The 15,810-nt window shown below is 58.4% G+C and carries 13 protein-coding genes; 5 read left to right on the top strand and 8 right to left on the bottom strand.

The window, feature by feature from the left end; genetic code table 11:
• Window positions 1-375: 375 nt before the first annotated feature.
• The 4 genes from guaA to PSPTO_RS07590 all read right to left on the bottom strand — a co-directional run bounded on the left by guaA (window position 376) and on the right by PSPTO_RS07590 (window position 4,441).
• Complete coding sequence (gene guaA, locus PSPTO_RS07605) at window positions 376-1,953, bottom strand: glutamine-hydrolyzing GMP synthase (protein ID WP_005771001.1); 1,578 nt, start codon at window positions 1,951-1,953, stop codon at window positions 376-378.
• 123 nt (window positions 1,954-2,076) lie between these two features.
• Entirely contained in the window at window positions 2,077-3,546 is a 1,470-nt protein-coding gene (guaB, locus tag PSPTO_RS07600; protein WP_003380633.1) for an IMP dehydrogenase, read from the bottom strand.
• A 94-nt stretch (window positions 3,547-3,640) separates the two neighbouring features.
• Window positions 3,641-4,189 (bottom strand): hypothetical protein, encoded by a 549-nt coding sequence (locus tag PSPTO_RS07595; RefSeq protein ID WP_005771002.1) that lies wholly within the window; start codon window positions 4,187-4,189, stop codon window positions 3,641-3,643.
• A gap of 75 nt (window positions 4,190-4,264) precedes the next feature.
• A complete protein-coding gene (locus tag PSPTO_RS07590) occupies window positions 4,265-4,441 on the bottom strand; it encodes a hypothetical protein (RefSeq protein WP_162491766.1) in 177 nt (58 codons plus the stop codon).
• Window positions 4,442-4,479: 38 nt separating this feature from the next.
• Between PSPTO_RS07590 and xseA the strand changes: the two genes are divergently transcribed.
• The 4 genes from xseA (at window position 4,480) to PSPTO_RS07570 (ending at window position 9,982) form a co-directional block, all read left to right on the top strand.
• Complete coding sequence (gene xseA / locus PSPTO_RS07585) at window positions 4,480-5,859, top strand: exodeoxyribonuclease VII large subunit (RefSeq protein ID WP_161797807.1); 1,380 nt, start codon at window positions 4,480-4,482, stop codon at window positions 5,857-5,859.
• 6 nt (window positions 5,860-5,865) lie between these two features.
• Window positions 5,866-6,690: a peptidoglycan DD-metalloendopeptidase family protein gene (locus PSPTO_RS07580; protein ID WP_005771007.1), complete on the top strand. Its 825-nt coding sequence runs from the start codon at window positions 5,866-5,868 to the stop codon at window positions 6,688-6,690.
• A gap of 380 nt (window positions 6,691-7,070) precedes the next feature.
• Window positions 7,071-8,741, top strand: coding sequence for a 2-isopropylmalate synthase (gene leuA, locus PSPTO_RS07575; RefSeq protein WP_003380623.1), 1,671 nt, complete (start codon window positions 7,071-7,073; stop codon window positions 8,739-8,741).
• Between the two features lie 371 nt (window positions 8,742-9,112).
• The gene (locus PSPTO_RS07570) at window positions 9,113-9,982 is read left to right on the top strand and encodes an isocitrate lyase/PEP mutase family protein (RefSeq protein ID WP_011103551.1); all 870 of its coding nucleotides are present in this window, start codon (window positions 9,113-9,115) and stop codon (window positions 9,980-9,982) included.
• A 115-nt stretch (window positions 9,983-10,097) separates the two neighbouring features.
• Here the strand turns inward: PSPTO_RS07570 and PSPTO_RS07565 are convergent, their stop codons facing one another.
• From PSPTO_RS07565 to PSPTO_RS07555, 3 genes are read right to left on the bottom strand one after another with little or no spacing between them, the layout of a single operon-like run.
• Window positions 10,098-10,541 carry a hypothetical protein gene (locus tag PSPTO_RS07565; RefSeq protein WP_005771009.1) on the bottom strand — a complete coding sequence of 148 codons (444 nt, stop codon included), beginning with the start codon at window positions 10,539-10,541 and terminating at the stop codon, window positions 10,098-10,100.
• Between the two features lie 59 nt (window positions 10,542-10,600).
• A complete protein-coding gene (locus tag PSPTO_RS07560) occupies window positions 10,601-11,392 on the bottom strand; it encodes an amidohydrolase (protein WP_011103550.1) in 792 nt (263 codons plus the stop codon).
• Window positions 11,380-12,528 (bottom strand): pyridoxal phosphate-dependent aminotransferase, encoded by a 1,149-nt coding sequence (locus PSPTO_RS07555; RefSeq protein WP_005771011.1) that lies wholly within the window; start codon window positions 12,526-12,528, stop codon window positions 11,380-11,382. Before PSPTO_RS07555 ends, PSPTO_RS07560 begins: the two co-directional genes overlap by 13 nt.
• Before the next feature lie 170 nt (window positions 12,529-12,698).
• Here PSPTO_RS07555 and PSPTO_RS07550 point away from each other — a divergent pair, with 170 nt between their 5' ends.
• A complete protein-coding gene (locus PSPTO_RS07550) occupies window positions 12,699-14,123 on the top strand; it encodes an IS1182-like element ISPsy6 family transposase (protein ID WP_003408269.1) in 1,425 nt (474 codons plus the stop codon).
• Window positions 14,124-14,247: 124 nt separating this feature from the next.
• Here PSPTO_RS07550 and der read toward each other — a convergent pair whose 3' ends face one another.
• Window positions 14,248-15,717 (bottom strand): ribosome biogenesis GTPase Der, encoded by a 1,470-nt coding sequence (gene der / locus PSPTO_RS07545; RefSeq protein ID WP_003380618.1) that lies wholly within the window; start codon window positions 15,715-15,717, stop codon window positions 14,248-14,250.
• Window positions 15,718-15,810 lie beyond the last annotated feature (93 nt).

The raw sequence follows: 15,810 nt of genomic DNA, 5'->3' as shown, positions 1-15,810 counted from the left end.
GCAGTTGGCCACGTTTTTTTTGCTGCGGTCTATGCGGCGAAGCCAGCCCAAGCCGCCCCGCCCCAAACATGCAGTGCGATAGTATCGAGATACGCACCGTTTCCATTACCTAACGCTAGACCTAAACGGATATTCGAACAGAGCCAGGCGTGAAGAGTTTTGGCCACTTCTGTCTCAAGCCCTTTCCGTTCAAACAGCGAGCACCGAACATGGCATTTGGCTCAGCCAATGCCCCGTACCATGCCATACAAACACGGTGCTTGGCGATGCACAAAGCTGCCAGAATTTGCCAGACCCAAAAAGCCAAAAGCCCGCAATTACGCGGGCTCCAGAGCATTTCTTGCTAGTTGGTGCCGGACAATGCCGACCACCCAATCACTCCCACTCAATCGTAGCCGGCGGCTTGCTCGACACATCATAAGTCACCCGCGAAATCCCCTCGATCTCGTTGATGATCCGGCCACTCACCGTCTCCAGCAGCTCATAAGGCAGGTGCGCCCAACGAGCGGTCATGAAGTCGATGGTTTCCACCGCGCGCAGCGCTACAACCCAGGCGTAACGACGACCGTCGCCGACTACACCAACCGATTTGACTGGCTGGAACACGACGAAGGCCTGGCTGACTTTGTGATACCAGTCGGCCTTGCGCAGTTCTTCGATGAAGATGTGGTCGGCGCGACGCAGGATGTCTGCGTATTCCTTCTTCACTTCACCGAGGATGCGCACGCCCAGGCCTGGGCCTGGGAATGGGTGGCGGTAGACCATGTCGTACGGCAGGCCGAGTTCGAGGCCCAGACGGCGGACTTCGTCCTTGAACAGCTCGCGCAGGGGCTCGACCAGCTTGAGGTTCATTTCTTCCGGCAGGCCGCCCACGTTGTGGTGCGACTTGATGACGTGAGCCTTGCCGCTTTTCGCGCCAGCCGACTCGATCACGTCCGGGTAGATGGTGCCTTGCGCCAGGTACTTGATGTTGTCCAGCTTGCAGGATTCGGCATCGAACACGTCGATGAAGGTGCGGCCGATGATCTTGCGCTTTTTCTCTGGATCGCTCTCGCCTTCCAGGTTGTTCAGGAACTGTTCTTCGGCGTTGGCACGAATGACTTTGACGCCCATGTTCTCGGCGAACATGGCCATCACTTGCTCGCCTTCGTGCAGGCGCAGCAGGCCGTTGTCGACGAATACACAGGTCAGTTGATCGCCGATGGCTTTGTGCAGCAGCGCCGCGACTACGGAGGAGTCAACGCCGCCGGACAGGCCCAGCAACACGCTATCAGTACCCACCTGAGCGCGAACCTGAGCGATAGCGTCTTCAGCAATCTTCGAAGGGGTCCACAGTGCTTCGCAGCCGCAGATATCGAGGATGAAGCGCGACAGGATGCGACCGCCCTGCTTGGTGTGGGTCACTTCCGGGTGGAACTGCACGCCGTAGTAACCGCGAGCGTCGTCAGCCATACCGGCAATCGGGCAGCTAGGGGTACTGGCCAGAATGTGGAAGTCTTCCGGCAGTTTGGTGACCTTGTCACCGTGACTCATCCATACGTCGAGGCCAAACAGGCCGTCGGCGTCGATATGGTCTTCGATACCATCGAGCAGACGGCTTTTGCCGACTACGTCAACGCGAGCGTAGCCGAACTCGCGCAGCTCGGAACCCGCAACCTTGCCGCCCAGTTGCTCGGCCATGGTCTGCATGCCGTAGCAGATACCGAAAACCGGCACACCGAGGTCAAATACCGCTTGCGGGCAGCGCGGGCTGTTGGCTTCGTGCACGGACTCGGGGCCGCCGGCGAGGATCACGCCTTTTGGAGCGAATTCGCGAATCGCTTCGTCGTCCATGTCAAACGGATGCAGCTCGCAATACACGCCGATTTCACGCACGCGGCGGGCGATCAGCTGGGTGTACTGGGAGCCGAAGTCGAGGATCAAGATACGGTGGGCGTGAATGTCGAGGGCCATGGAAACTCTCTGAGCAGCTGCAAGCTATAAGCTGCAAGCGGCAAGTTGTCGGAATCAATGCGGTAGTTACATTTGCGTAACTACCGCTTGTAGCTGATTGCTTGGGGCTTGAAGCTGAAGGCTTTAGCCGACGCGATAGTTCGGCGCTTCCTTGGTGATCTGCACGTCATGGACGTGGGATTCAGCCATGCCTGCGCCGGTAATGCGGACGAACTCTGGCTTGGTGCGCATCTGCTCGATGTCGGCACTGCCGGTGTAGCCCATGGAGGAGCGCAGACCGCCCATCAACTGATGGATGATGGCGGACAGCGGGCCTTTGTAGGCAACACGGCCTTCGATGCCTTCCGGCACGAGCTTCTCGGCGCCTGCGGACGAGTCCTGGAAGTAGCGATCCGAGGAGCCTTGCGCCTGGGACATTGCACCCAGCGAACCCATGCCGCGATAAGCCTTGTAGGAACGGCCCTGGAACAGCTCGATCTCGCCTGGCGCTTCTTCAGTACCGGCGAACATCGAGCCCATCATCACGCAGGAGGCACCGGCCACGATGGCCTTGGACAGGTCACCGGAGAAACGGATACCGCCGTCGGCGATCATCGGCACGCCGGTGCCTTCAAGGGCAGCGGCGACGTTGGCAATGGCGCTGATTTGCGGCACGCCGACACCGGCGACGATGCGCGTGGTGCAGATGGAGCCTGGGCCGATACCGACCTTGACCGCATCGGCACCCGCAGCGACCAGCGCCAGGGCAGCTTCGCCGGTGGCGATGTTGCCACCGATGACCTGCACTTGCGGGAAGTTGTCCTTGACCCAGCGAACGCGGTCGATCACGCCTTTGGAGTGACCGTGAGCGGTGTCAACCACAACAACGTCAACGCCCGCGGCGACCAGCGCAGTCACGCGCTCGCCGGTGTCCTTGCCAGTGCCGACAGCAGCGCCGACACGCAGACGGGCTTGATCGTCCTTGCTGGCCAGCGGATAAGCCTTGGCTTTTTCGATGTCCTTGACGGTCATCATGCCCTTAAGGGCAAAGTTGGCGTCGACGATCAGGACTTTTTCCAGACGGTGTTTGTGCAGCAGCTCGCGTACTTCGTTCTTGTCGGCGCCTTCACGCACAGTGACCAGACGCTCTTTGGGCGTCATCACTTCGCGGACAGGGACATCAAGACGGTTTTCGAAGCGTACGTCGCGGGACGTCACGATGCCGACCAGGTCGCCATTGTGCAGCACGGGTACGCCGGAAATGTTGTGCATGCGGGTCAGTTCGAACAGATCACGAACAGTGGCATCGGCTTCAATCGTGATCGGGTCCTTGACGACACCGGCCTCGAACTTCTTGACCTTGCGCACTTCGGCAGCTTGCTGCTCGATGGTCATGTTCTTGTGGATGATACCGATACCGCCTTCCTGGGCCATGGCAATTGCCAGACGGGCCTCGGTGACTGTATCCATTGCAGCAGAGACCAAAGGAATATTCAGCTCGATGCCACGGGTCAAACGGGTTTTCAGACTGACTTCGTTGGGAAGTACCTCGGAATAACCGGGCACAAGGAGAATGTCGTCGAATGTAAGGGCTTCTTGCTTGATACGCAGCATCGCGGGGGCTCCCGGGCGGGAAATTGGAAGCGCGCCATTATACCCACAGACCCCGCCCGGCTCAATGTAAACCTCAGCCTATTATCAAAGCTGTTTATAGACGCACATGAACGAAAGACACCGGGCGATCCAGACGTTCGGCGAAGTCGTCGAGAAAGGTCTGGGTGAAGGAGGCGTCCAGCCAGTTGTTGAAGATGAAACCGAGGTTGGAAAACCCGCAGGCGTCCAGGAACAGAAAGCCGTTGATGTCGTCTTCGTGGCGGCATTCAGGGCAGGTGAAATTGTCGGTGTGGCCGGGCATCCAGTCTTCAAGGCTGTCGAACAGCGCCTCGCCGACTTCGCGACGACACTCCGGGCAGCCGGCCTCTTCGGCGAAGTTGTTCAGAGGCGTGAAGATGCAGCGCTTGGTGACGATCTCCAGCCCGTTGATGACCTGCCCGAACGGCAAGGCCTCGGACTTCTTCACCACCCTTCTGGCGCCAGGCGCCACGGCATAGGCCATTTTGTTGTAGGTACGGCCGCAGGTGGTCAGTTCCGGCTCGACCACATCGAGCTTGACCAGCCAGCGCAGGATCAGGCGCGCTCGGGCCTCGTGGCCGGGAAAGGTGGAGATTTGCGGAACGATGATGCTTTGGGTGTTCATGGCAGAGCGTCGCTGAAAAGCTGTTCGAGGCCGCAGCTTAATAGGCCACGACGTCAGGTCAAGGCCCAATCCCGTTCAGGCGGTGAGGTAGCGGACGATCAGCGCAAGGCCGCTGACCAGCACCAGCCAGGTCACCAGCCTTACAAAGGCTTCGCGGGAGAGCTTTTTGATCAGCGCCCTGCCCGCCAGCGACCCCAGCAGCAGGGGCGGGCGAAGCGCTGCCAGAGACGTTGTGCTTCCCGTCAATAGCAAGCTCGCTCCCACACGGCATTACCATTATGATGCTGGCCATGATCAAAGACCCCTTCGCAAGACTCGGCCTCGACCGGGAAGTCCTTACTGTCAGCCAGCTCAACGGCCGTGCCCGGGTGTTGCTGGAGGATGTGTTCAGCAGCATCTGGGTCGAGGGCGAGATTTCCAATCTGTCGCGTCCGGCGTCGGGGCATGTCTACTTCACGCTGAAGGATTCCGGCGCGCAGGTGCGTTGCGCGCTGTTCCGACAAAGCGCTGCTCGCGTGCGTCAGGCGCTCAAGGACGGTTTGCAGGTCAAGGTGCGCGGCAAGGTTTCGCTGTTTGAAGGCCGTGGCGACTATCAACTGATTCTCGACACTGTCGAACCTGCCGGTGACGGTGCTTTGCGCCTGGCATTCGATGCGTTGAAGGCCAAGCTCAGCGATGAAGGACTGTTCAGCGCCGATCGCAAGGTTGCCTTACCGCTGCACCCACAACGTATCGGGATTATCAGTTCGCCGACGGGCGCGGTGATCCGCGACATCATCAGTGTGTTTCGTCGTCGCGCGCCGCGGGTCGAGCTGACGCTTATCCCTACCGCCGTTCAGGGCCGTGAGGCGATCAATCAGATTGTTCGCGCGCTGAAACTGGCGGATGCCAGAGGCTTTGATGCCTTGATCCTCGCCCGGGGCGGCGGTTCACTGGAAGACCTGTGGTGTTTCAACGAGGAAGCCGTGGCCCGCGCCATTGACGCCTGCGTAACGCCGATTGTCAGTGCCGTCGGGCATGAAACCGATGTGTCCATCAGTGACTTCGTGGCCGATGTGCGAGCCCCGACGCCCTCCGCCGCGGCCGAGTTGTTGGCCCCGGATTCCAGTGACCTGCACCGCCGCGTCGATAACCTGCACCGCCGGCTGGTCAGCCGCATGCAGGATCGCCTGATGCGCGAGCGGTTGCGTCTGGAGGGTATTTCCAGACGTCTGCGTCACCCCGGCGAGCGGTTGCGCCAGCAGTCGCAGCGCCTGGATGATCTGGACATGCGCCTGCGCCGTGCTTTCGAGCAGAGCATGCATAAGAAGCAGGTGCGTCTCGCGCACATGGAAAGTCGTCTGACTGCGCAGCACCCAGGCCGGACCCTGGCCTTTTTGCGCCAGCGGCTTGATGCGCTGGCCGAGCGTTTACCGAGAGCCATTCGCGAGCAGATCAAGGTCCGTAAGCTGCAACTGCAAAGCCAGATGCAGACCCTCAATGTCGTCAGCCCGCTCGCCACACTGGGCCGTGGCTACAGCATCCTGCTCGATGAGCGGGGTCATGCGATCCGTAATGCCGCTCAAACGCAACCCGGCCAGCGACTGACCGCAAGGCTGGGCGAAGGCGAACTGCAAGTACGCGTCGAAGACAATCACCTCACGCCTGTGACCCTCTCCCTTCTGGACTGACTGCCGATGCTACGTTTTATCGCCCCGCTGTTCGCCCTGCTGCTCTGCCTGCCCGCCCATGCCGACAGCTTTATCACTCGCGCACTCGATAAACCGGTGCCCGGTGGCGTTGCGGTGATTGATCTGGGCACCGGCGCGCAGGCACCGACTGCCACCTATCAGGGCAAACCGGTGCTGGTGGTCAAGGAACAAGGCACTCGCTGGCTGGCCATCGTCGGCATCCCGCTGACCGTCAAACCCGGCACTCAGCAAGTGACCTCGGGCGGGCGCACGATGAGCTTCACGGTCGGCAGCAAGAAGTACCCGGAACAGCACATCACCCTAAAGAACAAGCGTCAGGTCAACCCCAACCCTGAGGACAACAAACGGATCGAGGGCGAACTGGCCGAGCAGATCCGCGCCTACCGCAGCTTCAGCCCAGGCACGCCGAGCAATCTGATTCTGGACAAGCCGGTCAACGGCCCGCTGTCGAGCAAGTTCGGTGTGCGTCGCTTCTTCAACGGCGAAGAGCGCAACCCGCACTCGGGACTGGATTTCGCCGTGCCGGCCGGTACACCGATCAAATCCCCGGCAGCAGGCAAAGTCATCCTGACCGGCAATTACTTCTTCAATGGCAACACCGTATTCGTCGACCACGGGCAAGGCTTCATCAGCATGTTCTGCCACCTGTCGAAAATCGACGTGAAAGTCGGCGATCAGGTGCCTCGTGGCGGCGTGGTCGGCAAAGTCGGCGCTACCGGTCGGGCAACCGGTCCGCACATGCACTGGAACGTCAGCCTGAACGATGCACGGGTTGACCCGGCAATTTTCATTGGTGCGTTTCAGCCCTGACCTGAATTGCGAACAAGCGATACAACGCTTGTCCGCAATGGCTAAAGCCCGCGAACTATCGTTGCGCACATCGTCTTTAGCCAACAAAAAATGGTAATAAAAGCCAGTAAATCCGCTATAAAAAATCGTAAAAACGGCAATTACGAGAATATATCCCGATTTTTTTCAAGTGCTTGCCATTGCTCCTGTCAATGGTTACGGTTGGCCTCATGAAAAACCCTCAAACCCTTATTCTGTTGCGCCAACACCGGTGCCTCAGCCTGGTCAGTGCCCGACTGCCAGGCTAGATTGCTGTGCCTCGCCCCTGTGTTCGCTACCCCCATGTTTTTAGAACGGCAGGCCGCCTTTATCCGGCCCCTTCACTACAAAAGGATTTCCAGATGACCATGCTCAACGATCCATCGAAGAAGTACCGCGCGTTCCCGACCATTGACTTGCCTGACCGCACCTGGCCATCGAAAACCATTGATGCGGCGCCGATCTGGTGCAGTTCCGACCTGCGCGACGGCAATCAGTCGCTGATCGAGCCGATGGACTCAGTCAAAAAGCTGCGTTTCTGGAAAACCCTGGTCAGCGTCGGCGTCAAGGAAATCGAGGCGTCGTTCCCGGCGGCTTCGCAAACTGACTTCGATTTCGTTCGTACTCTGATCGAAGACGGCCACATCCCGGACGACACCACCATTCAGGTGCTGACCCAGGCGCGTGAAGACCTGATCGCTCGTACTTTTGAATCGCTGCGTGGCGCCAAGAAGGCCATCGTTCACCTGTATAACGCTACCTGCCCATCGTTTCGCCGTATTGTCTTCAATCAGGACAAAGCTGGCGTGAAGGAAATCGCGGTCAACGCTGCCAAGCTGTTCGTGAAATACGCGGCGCAACAGCCAGAAACCCAGTGGACGTTCGAGTACTCGCCGGAAACCTTCAGTGCCACCGAGCTGGAGTTCGCCAAGGAAGTCTGCGACGCGGTCATCGAAGTGTGGAACCCGACGCCCGAGAACAAGGTGATCCTGAACCTGCCGGCCACCGTTGAAGTCGCTACACCCAATATCTATGCGGACCAGATTGAATGGTTCGGCCGCCACATCACTCGCCGCGACAGCGTGCTGATCAGCCTGCACACCCATAACGACCGTGGCACTGGCGTGGCCGCTACCGAACTTGGCCTGATGGCGGGCGCGGACCGGGTCGAAGGCTGCCTGTTCGGCAACGGCGAGCGTACCGGCAACGTAGATCTGGTCACTGTCGCACTGAACCTTTACACCCAAGGCATCAACCCTGAACTGGACTTTTCGGACATCGACGGCGTGCGCAAGGTCGTCGAGGAGTGCAACCAGATTCCGGTTCACCCTCGTCACCCGTACGTTGGCGACCTGGTCCACACCGCGTTCTCCGGCTCGCACCAGGACGCCATCCGCAAGGGCTTCACGCAGCAGAAGGAAGGCGAATTGTGGGAAGTGCCTTATCTGCCTATCGACCCGGCTGATATCGGTCGCAGCTACGAAGCCGTGATTCGCGTCAACAGCCAGTCCGGCAAAGGCGGCATCGCCTACCTGCTGGAGCAGGAATACGGCATTTCCCTGCCACGTCGCATGCAAATCGAGTTCAGCCAGGTGGTTCAGGGTGAAACCGACCGACTGGGCCTGGAAATGACCGCCGAACAGATCCACGCGCTGCTGCGCCGTGAATACCTGCAGGCCAACACGCCTTATGCGTTGATCAGCCATAGGTTGCAGGAAGAGAACGGTAACAGCGCGGTAGATGCCGAAGTGCACGTGGATGGCGAAACGCAGCATTGGCGCGGCAAGGGCAAAGGAGCTCTGGAAGCACTGGTGGCCGGTCTGCCGGTTGCCGTCGAAATCATGGACTATAACGAGCATGCCATCGGCTCGGGCACCACGGCCAAGGCCGCTGCTTATATTGAGCTGCGTGTGAATGGCGACCGTGCCGTGCACGGCGTGGGTATTGATGAAAACATCACCACGGCCAGCTTCCGCGCCCTGTTTAGCGCATTGAACCGTTCGCTGAGCCAGGCCCAGGCCAAAGCGGCCTGAGTCGACAGTGACGATGGCGGACGCAAGTCCGCCATCCATTGACCTGTTCTGAAACGCCCTCCTCCTCTCGCAAGCCTGTAAGCTCAGCCTCTTGCAGTCTGTGCATGACCCTGCCTGTTTCGGCATAATCTTTTTCATTTATGCTGTGGTAGCATGCTGCCCTTATCCGAAGATGGCCATAATCCAACAGCAATTCATATGCTGACGGTGCCGCTCCGGACTTTCCTGCCAGCGACACCTTTCTTATAAAAACCAAGACGACCACTGCATTGATTTCCTGACGAAAAGAATGCTCGGGCAGACTCACCGTGCATTGAAATTACTATCGGCCTCGGTAATGCTGAGCTGATCCAATCACATTTGGAGCGATTATGCCCAAGGCTTCCCATCAAGATTTGCGCCGCAGTTTCCGTGCGCTTACCTCGTCGAACTCGTGCTTTCACACGGCCTCGGTATTTGACCCCATGTCAGCGCAAATCGCGGCAGATCTGGGCTTTGAAGTAGGCATCCTCGGCGGCTCTGTCGCTTCGCTGCAAGTACTGGCAGCCCCTGACTTCGCACTGATCACGCTCAGCGAATTCGTCGAACAGGCCACGCGCATCGGTCGCGTCGCGCAACTTCCGGTGATCGCGGACGCAGACCATGGTTATGGCAATGCCCTTAACGTCATGCGTACCGTTGTGGAACTGGAGCGTGCCGGCATTTCGGCACTGACCATCGAAGACACCCTGCTGCCTGCGCAATTCGGGCGCAAATCCACAGACTTGATTTCCACGGCCGAAGGCGTTGGCAAGATCCGCGCAGCACTGGAAGCGCGCGTCGATCCAGAAATGTCGATCTTTGCCCGCACCAATGCGGCAATCATTCCGGTGCAGGAAGCCATAAGCCGTGTGCAGCAGTACCAGGCCGCTGGGGCTGATGGCATCACCATCGTCGGCATTCGTGACTTTGATCACCTGGCACAGGTTTCAGAAGGCATAACCGTGCCACTGATGCTGGTGACCTACGGCAATCCGGAGCTGCACGACAACGCGCGCCTTGCCGAAATGGGAGTGAGGGTCTGCGTGCATGGCCATGCGGCGTACTTTGCCGCGATCAAGGCCACTTACGACTGCCTGCGCGAGCAACGCCAGATACTGGGCAGCGAGTCGAACATGAGCGCGACAGAACTGACCCACACCTATACCCAGCCTGAAGACTACGTCGAATGGGCCAAGAAGTTCATGAACGTGAACGAGTAAGGGCGAGAGTTATCAGTACTGCATAGACGCTTTGCAGCGCACAATGAAGCGCGGCCGCAGAGCGTCACCTGCTGCAGGCCAGCACTTCAAGGTATTGGCATGTGAGCCGTGTGTATCACGCCGTGGTATTTACACCACGCTGAGTCTCCAGTTGCAGAAGCGAGCCTTGCAGGGTCTGCAAGGTGGCGCTGGTCGCAGAGATCTGAGCCTGGATCGCAAGGGCTTTCATGGCCTTTTCCTCAGGTGTCCCTTTGCCGCTTTGCGCTGCTGCCAGTTGCGCCTGCTGCTGGGCGAGCTGCTTCTGAGCATCTTTAATCTGCTGCTTTATTTTCTCGATCGTATCATCGAGGGCCGACTGGCTCGAACCGCCAACGCTGCCACCACCACCTGCTGCACCAGCCTTGCCGCCTTCGGTGGAAGCCTGATCCGAGCTTTTCTCTGTCTCAGTGGTGGTCGTCGCAGTAGCAGCCGCCTTGGTTGCTTCGGCGTCGGTAGGCTTGACCGCGATCGTCAACGAGCTGGCGTAGCTGTTCAGTGTAGAAGTATTGATGGTAGTCATGACGGTCTCCTAGGGTTCTGAACAGCCTATCGGCCGACTCGTAACATTCTGAAGTAATTTTATTGAATATTAAAAGAGTCAGCGTCCAGCCCTGCTGGAAAGCGCGTGCGATAGGCCTGCAGGTCCGAGGCACTCAGTGTTGCGCGAAAGACGCCGTCAGCTTCTCCCACGCCCAACAGGCTCTCACCCTGAAAATCCAGAACCTGACTGTCACCGGTGTACGCGAAGCCCTTGCCGTCAGACCCGACCCGATTGACCGCCGCAACGTAACACAGGTTTTCAATCGCCCTGGCAGGTAGCAACCGGTTCCAGTGCAAACGTCGAGCGCCGGGCCAGTTGGCGGTGTACAGCAACAGGTCCGTACCCTCTGCATCACGGCTCCATACCGGGAAACGCAGGTCGTAGCAGATCAGCGGCCGGATACGCCAACCATTGAGCTCAAACGTCACCTGGCGCTCGCCCGGCGTGTAGTGCTCGTGCTCGCTGGCCATGCGAAACAGGTGGCGCTTGTCGTAGTGCAACAACTCGCCATCCGGCCGCGCCCACAGCAGGCGGTTACGATGACTGCCATCGGCGTCGCGAATAATCACACTGCCGGTCACAACCGCATTGATGCGCTTGGCTTGTGCCAGTAACCACGTCGATGTCGGCCCAGCCTCCGGTTCCGCCAGCATCTCGGACTCCATCGAAAACCCGGTGGTGAACATTTCAGGCAGGATCACCAGATCGACACCTTGCGCCTGATCCAGCAACGGCTCGAAATGTTCGAAATTGGCTTCGCGGTCATGCCACGCCAGAGTCGTCTGAATCAGCGCGATGTTCAGGTTTGGCAGCTCGCTTATATCGCGCATAGTTTCTCCGCAGCCAGACGCAGCGTGTCTTCCTGTTTGGCAAAGCACAGGCGGATCAAGCGCTGCCCAGGCGGCGGGCTCTGATAGAACACAGAAATGGGAATGCTCGCCACGCCGTGCTCACGGGTCATCCACAGGGCCATGTCGACATCATTCAGGTCAGGTCTGATCTGCGAATAATCCACCAACTGGAAATACGTACCGCCAACCGGTTTGAAGCTGAAACGCGAGCCCGCCAGCTGATTGCAGAAATAGTCCCGCTTGGCCTGATAAAAGCCTGGCAGTTCGTCGATATGCTCGGGATGCTCGGCCATGAAGTCGGCCAGTGCGTATTGCAGCGGTGTCACGCCACAAAAACTGACGTACTGGTGCACCTTGCGCAACTCCGCGGTCAACGCTGGCGGCGCGACCACATAGCCGGTTTTCCAGCCGGTGACGTGATAGGTCTTGCCGAACGAACTGACCACAAACGCACGCTGATACAACTCATCGTGATCAAGCACGCTGACATGCCGCGCGCCGTCGAAGACCAGATGTTCGTATACCTCGTCGCTGAGCAGGTAGATATCACGGTCGGCAATCAGCGACGCCAGCCGATCCAGCTCGGCACGGCTGATCAGTGCGCCGCTCGGGTTATGCGGGCTATTGATGACGATCATGCGCGTGCGCGGGCTTAATGCGTCGCTGAGTTTTTGCCAGTCGATGGAGAAGTCGTCCAGCCCCAGTTGCACATGCACGCAGCGCCCACCGGCCAGCTCCACCGCAGGCTCGTAGCTGTCGTAGCACGGGTCAAAAATGATGACTTCGTCGCCGGGACGAATGACCGAATGGATGGCGCAGAAAATCGCCTGGGTCGCGCCGGGCGTGATGGTGATTTCGCTGTCCGGGTTGATCTCACGCCCATAGCTGCGAGCGATCTTGGCCGCGACCTGCTGACGAAGTGCAGGCAGACCGGTCATGGGTGAATATTGGTTATGGCCTTGAGTGATATGTCGGCAGACCGCATCGCGCAGCGCCTGCGGCCCGTCAAAATCGGGAAACCCCTGGGACAGGTTGATCGCGCCGGTTTCGGCGGCCAGTTGTGACATGACGGTGAAGATAGTGGTGCCCACATTGGGCAACTTGCTGTCGATCATGGAACCCTTTCCCTGCAATCTCTCCGCAACCAGAACGGCCCGGGCCGACCAGAATAGCTCAAAAAACACGTACAAAAAAAGGCGCCGAAGCAGACTGTGTGAAAACCTAGCAATCTGCGCAGCGCTCAAAGAAAATGCTCCGTATCGAAAGATACAGAGCATTTTTCGTTATGGCCTACATCCAAGGTGAGTCCCGCAGCCAGACCAGCCTATTCCCGGTCTCGCTGGAAGAGTTGATCCCCGAGGATCACCTCGTTCGTGTCATTGACCTGTACGTTGCCAAGCTCGATCTGGTGCAACTGGGCTTCGATAAAGCGATTCCAAAAAGCACGGGGCGCCCTGCTTATGATCCCGCCGATCAGCTAAAACTCTACCTCTACGGCTATTTTCAGCGGATTCGCTCATCGCGACGTCTTGAAGCCGAGTGTCAGCGCAACATCGAAGTGATGTGGCTGATCAACCGGCTCAAGCCCGACTTCAAGACCATCGCCGACTTTCGCAAGAACAATAAACCCGCCTTCATCGCGACCTGCCGTGCTTTCGTTCGATTTTGTCGCACAGCAGGCTTGATCGCCGGTGAATTGGTGGCCATCGACGGCAGCAAGTTTCAGGCGGTCGCCTCCTCACGGCGTCATGTGAATTTGAAGCAGCTCAAGCGCCAGGAAGAAAAACTGGATAAGCGCATCGCTCAGTATCTGGCCGAGCTGGATGAGGCCGACAAGGCTGAAACCACAGATTCAATTGATCGCAGCGCAATCAAAGCAGCACTGGCACAGCTTGAGGCTCGACAACAGGATAATCAGAGTTGCCAGGCACTGATGCGTTCGATGGGCATCGAGCAGTTCAACACTCATGAAAGCGATGCCCGAATGATGCGCACGGCCAAAGGGCCACGTGTGGCCTACAACGTGCAAACCGTCGTGGACGCCGAGCATTGCCTGATTTTGCATCATGAGGTCACCCAGGATGGCGATGACCGAAAGCAACTGGAGCCGATGGCCAAGGCCGCCAAAGCAGAGTTACAGCAAGATGAGCTGACGGTCACTGCCGATGCCGGCTACTCCAATGGCAAGCAGTTTCAGGCCTGCGAGGATGCTTCGATTACGGCCTATGTACCGCCCAATCGTTCGAAAAACCCTGGCAGTCAGGAAGAGCAGCTCTTTGAGCGAAAAGACTTTATCTATGAGGCCGGACACGATCGTTTCCAGTGTCCGGCAGGCAAATGGTTAACGCTAAAACAGCACAACAAAGGTGATCGGATCTATCAGGCTGAGGTCGATGACTGCGCCAACTGCGCGCTGAAAACGCAATGCACTCGAGCCCAGCGCCGTTATGTCTCACGACATGCCCATGAAGAGGCTTTCGAGCGGATGGAGCAAAGAATGCAGGCGCATCCTGAGATGATGGCCAACCGAAGATCCATCGTTGAGCACCCCTTCGGCAACCTCAAGCAATGGCTATTTGGTAATGGCCGTTTCTTGCTGCGACAACTGGAGGGGACAAAAGCTGAAATGGCCTTGGCGGTGAATGCTTATAACCTGAAACGAGCGATTAAAGTGCTCGGTGTGCGCCATCTGATGGCTTTGATGGGCTGAGCGGTCATTTTTTCGTCTGCTGCCAATACAAAACAAAACGCCCCGAACAAGTCGGGGCGTTTGCTTGGGCCTTCATCAGTGTGTTTTCACACAGTCTGGAAGCGCCCTTTTTGAAGTGGCTGACTCAGCGCTTGTCGCGGCGCTTCTTGTCGGCTTTCTTGTGGTGCGACATCATTCGACGCTTCTTGTTGACCTGACGGTCAGTCAGCGTGTTCTTGTTGCCTTCATACGGGTTCTCGCCACCCTTGAACTCGATGCGGATCGGCGTACCGACCAGCTTGAGCACACGGCGATAGGTGTTTTCCAGGTAACGGACGTAGGACTTGGGTACTTTTTCGACCTGGTTACCGTGAATCACGATCAACGGCGGGTTGGCGCCGCCCAAGTGAGCGTAGCGCAACTTGATGCGGCGGCTGCCGACCATCGGTGGTGCGTGCTCGCTGACCGCATCTTCCAGAATCTGGGTCAGGCGGCTGGTAGGCCAACGCGTTACCGCAGACTTGAACGAGTTCTGTACCGACTGATACAGGTTACCCACACCCGTGCCATGCAAGGCCGAGATGAAGTGGATATCCGCGAAATCAACGAAGAACAATCGGCGTTCCAGCTCGATTTTCACGAAGTCACGCTCACCCGGCGTCATGCCATCCCACTTGTTCAGCGCGATGACCAGTGCACGCCCCGCTTCAAGTGCGAAGCCCAGCAGGTTGAGGTCGTGGTCGACCACACCTTCACGGGCGTCCATCACGAAGATCACCACGTTGGCGTCCTTGATGGCCTGCAGCGTCTTGACCACGGAGAACTTTTCTACTTCTTCGTGGATCTTGCCGCGCTTGCGCACACCGGCGGTGTCGATCAGCGTGTACTTCTCTTCGTTACGCTCGAAGGGAATGTAGATACTGTCGCGGGTGGTGCCGGGCTCGTCATAGACGATAACCCGGTCTTCACCGAGCATACGGTTGACCAGCGTCGACTTGCCGACGTTAGGACGGCCGATGATGGCGATCTTGATGCCGTCTTTTTCGCTCGGGCCGGGAATGCGCTTGGCTTCCTGACCTTCGGCAACTTCCTCGACTTCACCTTCTTCGAGCTCGTCCTCGTCCTTGGGGAATTCGCGCAGGGCGATTTCGAGCATCTGCGAAATGCCGCGACCGTGGGCACCGGCCACCGGAATGGCATCGCCCAGACCCATCGGGCTGAACTCGGCACGCGCCAGGTTCTCATCGATGTTGTCGATCTTGTTGGCAACCACGTAAGAACGTTTGTTGCGCTTGCGCAGGTGCTCACCAATCATCTGATCAGCGGCGGTATAGCCCGCACGGGCGTCCACCAGAAACAGCACCACATCGGCTTCTTCAATGGCGAGCAGCGATTGCTCGGCCATTTTTTCGTCCATGCCATGCTCGTCACCGGAAATACCGCCGGTGTCGATCAGAATATAGGAGCGCCCTTGCCACTTCGCCTCTCCGTATTGGCGATCACGGGTAAGACCGGACAGATCGCCGACAATAGCGTCGCGGGTCCTGGTCAGGCGGTTGAACATGGTGGACTTGCCGACGTTCGGTCGACCCACCAGGGCGATTACGGGAACCATTAGGCTCTCCACTTCGTTATTTCAGAAAATACAAAAGCCGCTGCAGGGCAGCGGCCGGAGTTCGGAGCGGTGCACAAAGACACCGCAGCCTTG

Source organism: Pseudomonas syringae pv. tomato str. DC3000 (assembly GCF_000007805.1).
Classification (GTDB): domain Bacteria; phylum Pseudomonadota; class Gammaproteobacteria; order Pseudomonadales; family Pseudomonadaceae; genus Aquipseudomonas; species Aquipseudomonas avellanae.
This window is presented reverse-complemented; position numbering and strand designations above follow the sequence as displayed.

Excerpts from the sequence above, each read along its gene's own strand:
- guaA (WP_005771001.1), bottom strand. The coding sequence starts at position 1,953 with ATGGCCCTCGACATTCACGCCCACCGTATCTTGATCCTCGACTTCGGC.
- guaB (WP_003380633.1), bottom strand. The coding sequence starts at position 3,546 with ATGCTGCGTATCAAGCAAGAAGCCCTTACATTCGACGACATTCTCCTT.
- PSPTO_RS07595 (WP_005771002.1), bottom strand. The coding sequence starts at position 4,189 with ATGAACACCCAAAGCATCATCGTTCCGCAAATCTCCACCTTTCCCGGC.
- xseA (WP_161797807.1), top strand. The coding sequence starts at position 4,480 with ATGATCAAAGACCCCTTCGCAAGACTCGGCCTCGACCGGGAAGTCCTT.
- PSPTO_RS07580 (WP_005771007.1), top strand. The coding sequence starts at position 5,866 with ATGCTACGTTTTATCGCCCCGCTGTTCGCCCTGCTGCTCTGCCTGCCC.
- leuA (WP_003380623.1), top strand. The coding sequence starts at position 7,071 with ATGACCATGCTCAACGATCCATCGAAGAAGTACCGCGCGTTCCCGACC.
- PSPTO_RS07570 (WP_011103551.1), top strand. The coding sequence starts at position 9,113 with ATGCCCAAGGCTTCCCATCAAGATTTGCGCCGCAGTTTCCGTGCGCTT.
- PSPTO_RS07565 (WP_005771009.1), bottom strand. The coding sequence starts at position 10,541 with ATGACTACCATCAATACTTCTACACTGAACAGCTACGCCAGCTCGTTG.
- PSPTO_RS07560 (WP_011103550.1), bottom strand. The coding sequence starts at position 11,392 with ATGCGCGATATAAGCGAGCTGCCAAACCTGAACATCGCGCTGATTCAG.
- PSPTO_RS07555 (WP_005771011.1), bottom strand. The coding sequence starts at position 12,528 with ATGATCGACAGCAAGTTGCCCAATGTGGGCACCACTATCTTCACCGTC.
- PSPTO_RS07550 (WP_003408269.1), top strand. The coding sequence starts at position 12,699 with ATGGCCTACATCCAAGGTGAGTCCCGCAGCCAGACCAGCCTATTCCCG.
- der (WP_003380618.1), bottom strand. The coding sequence starts at position 15,717 with ATGGTTCCCGTAATCGCCCTGGTGGGTCGACCGAACGTCGGCAAGTCC.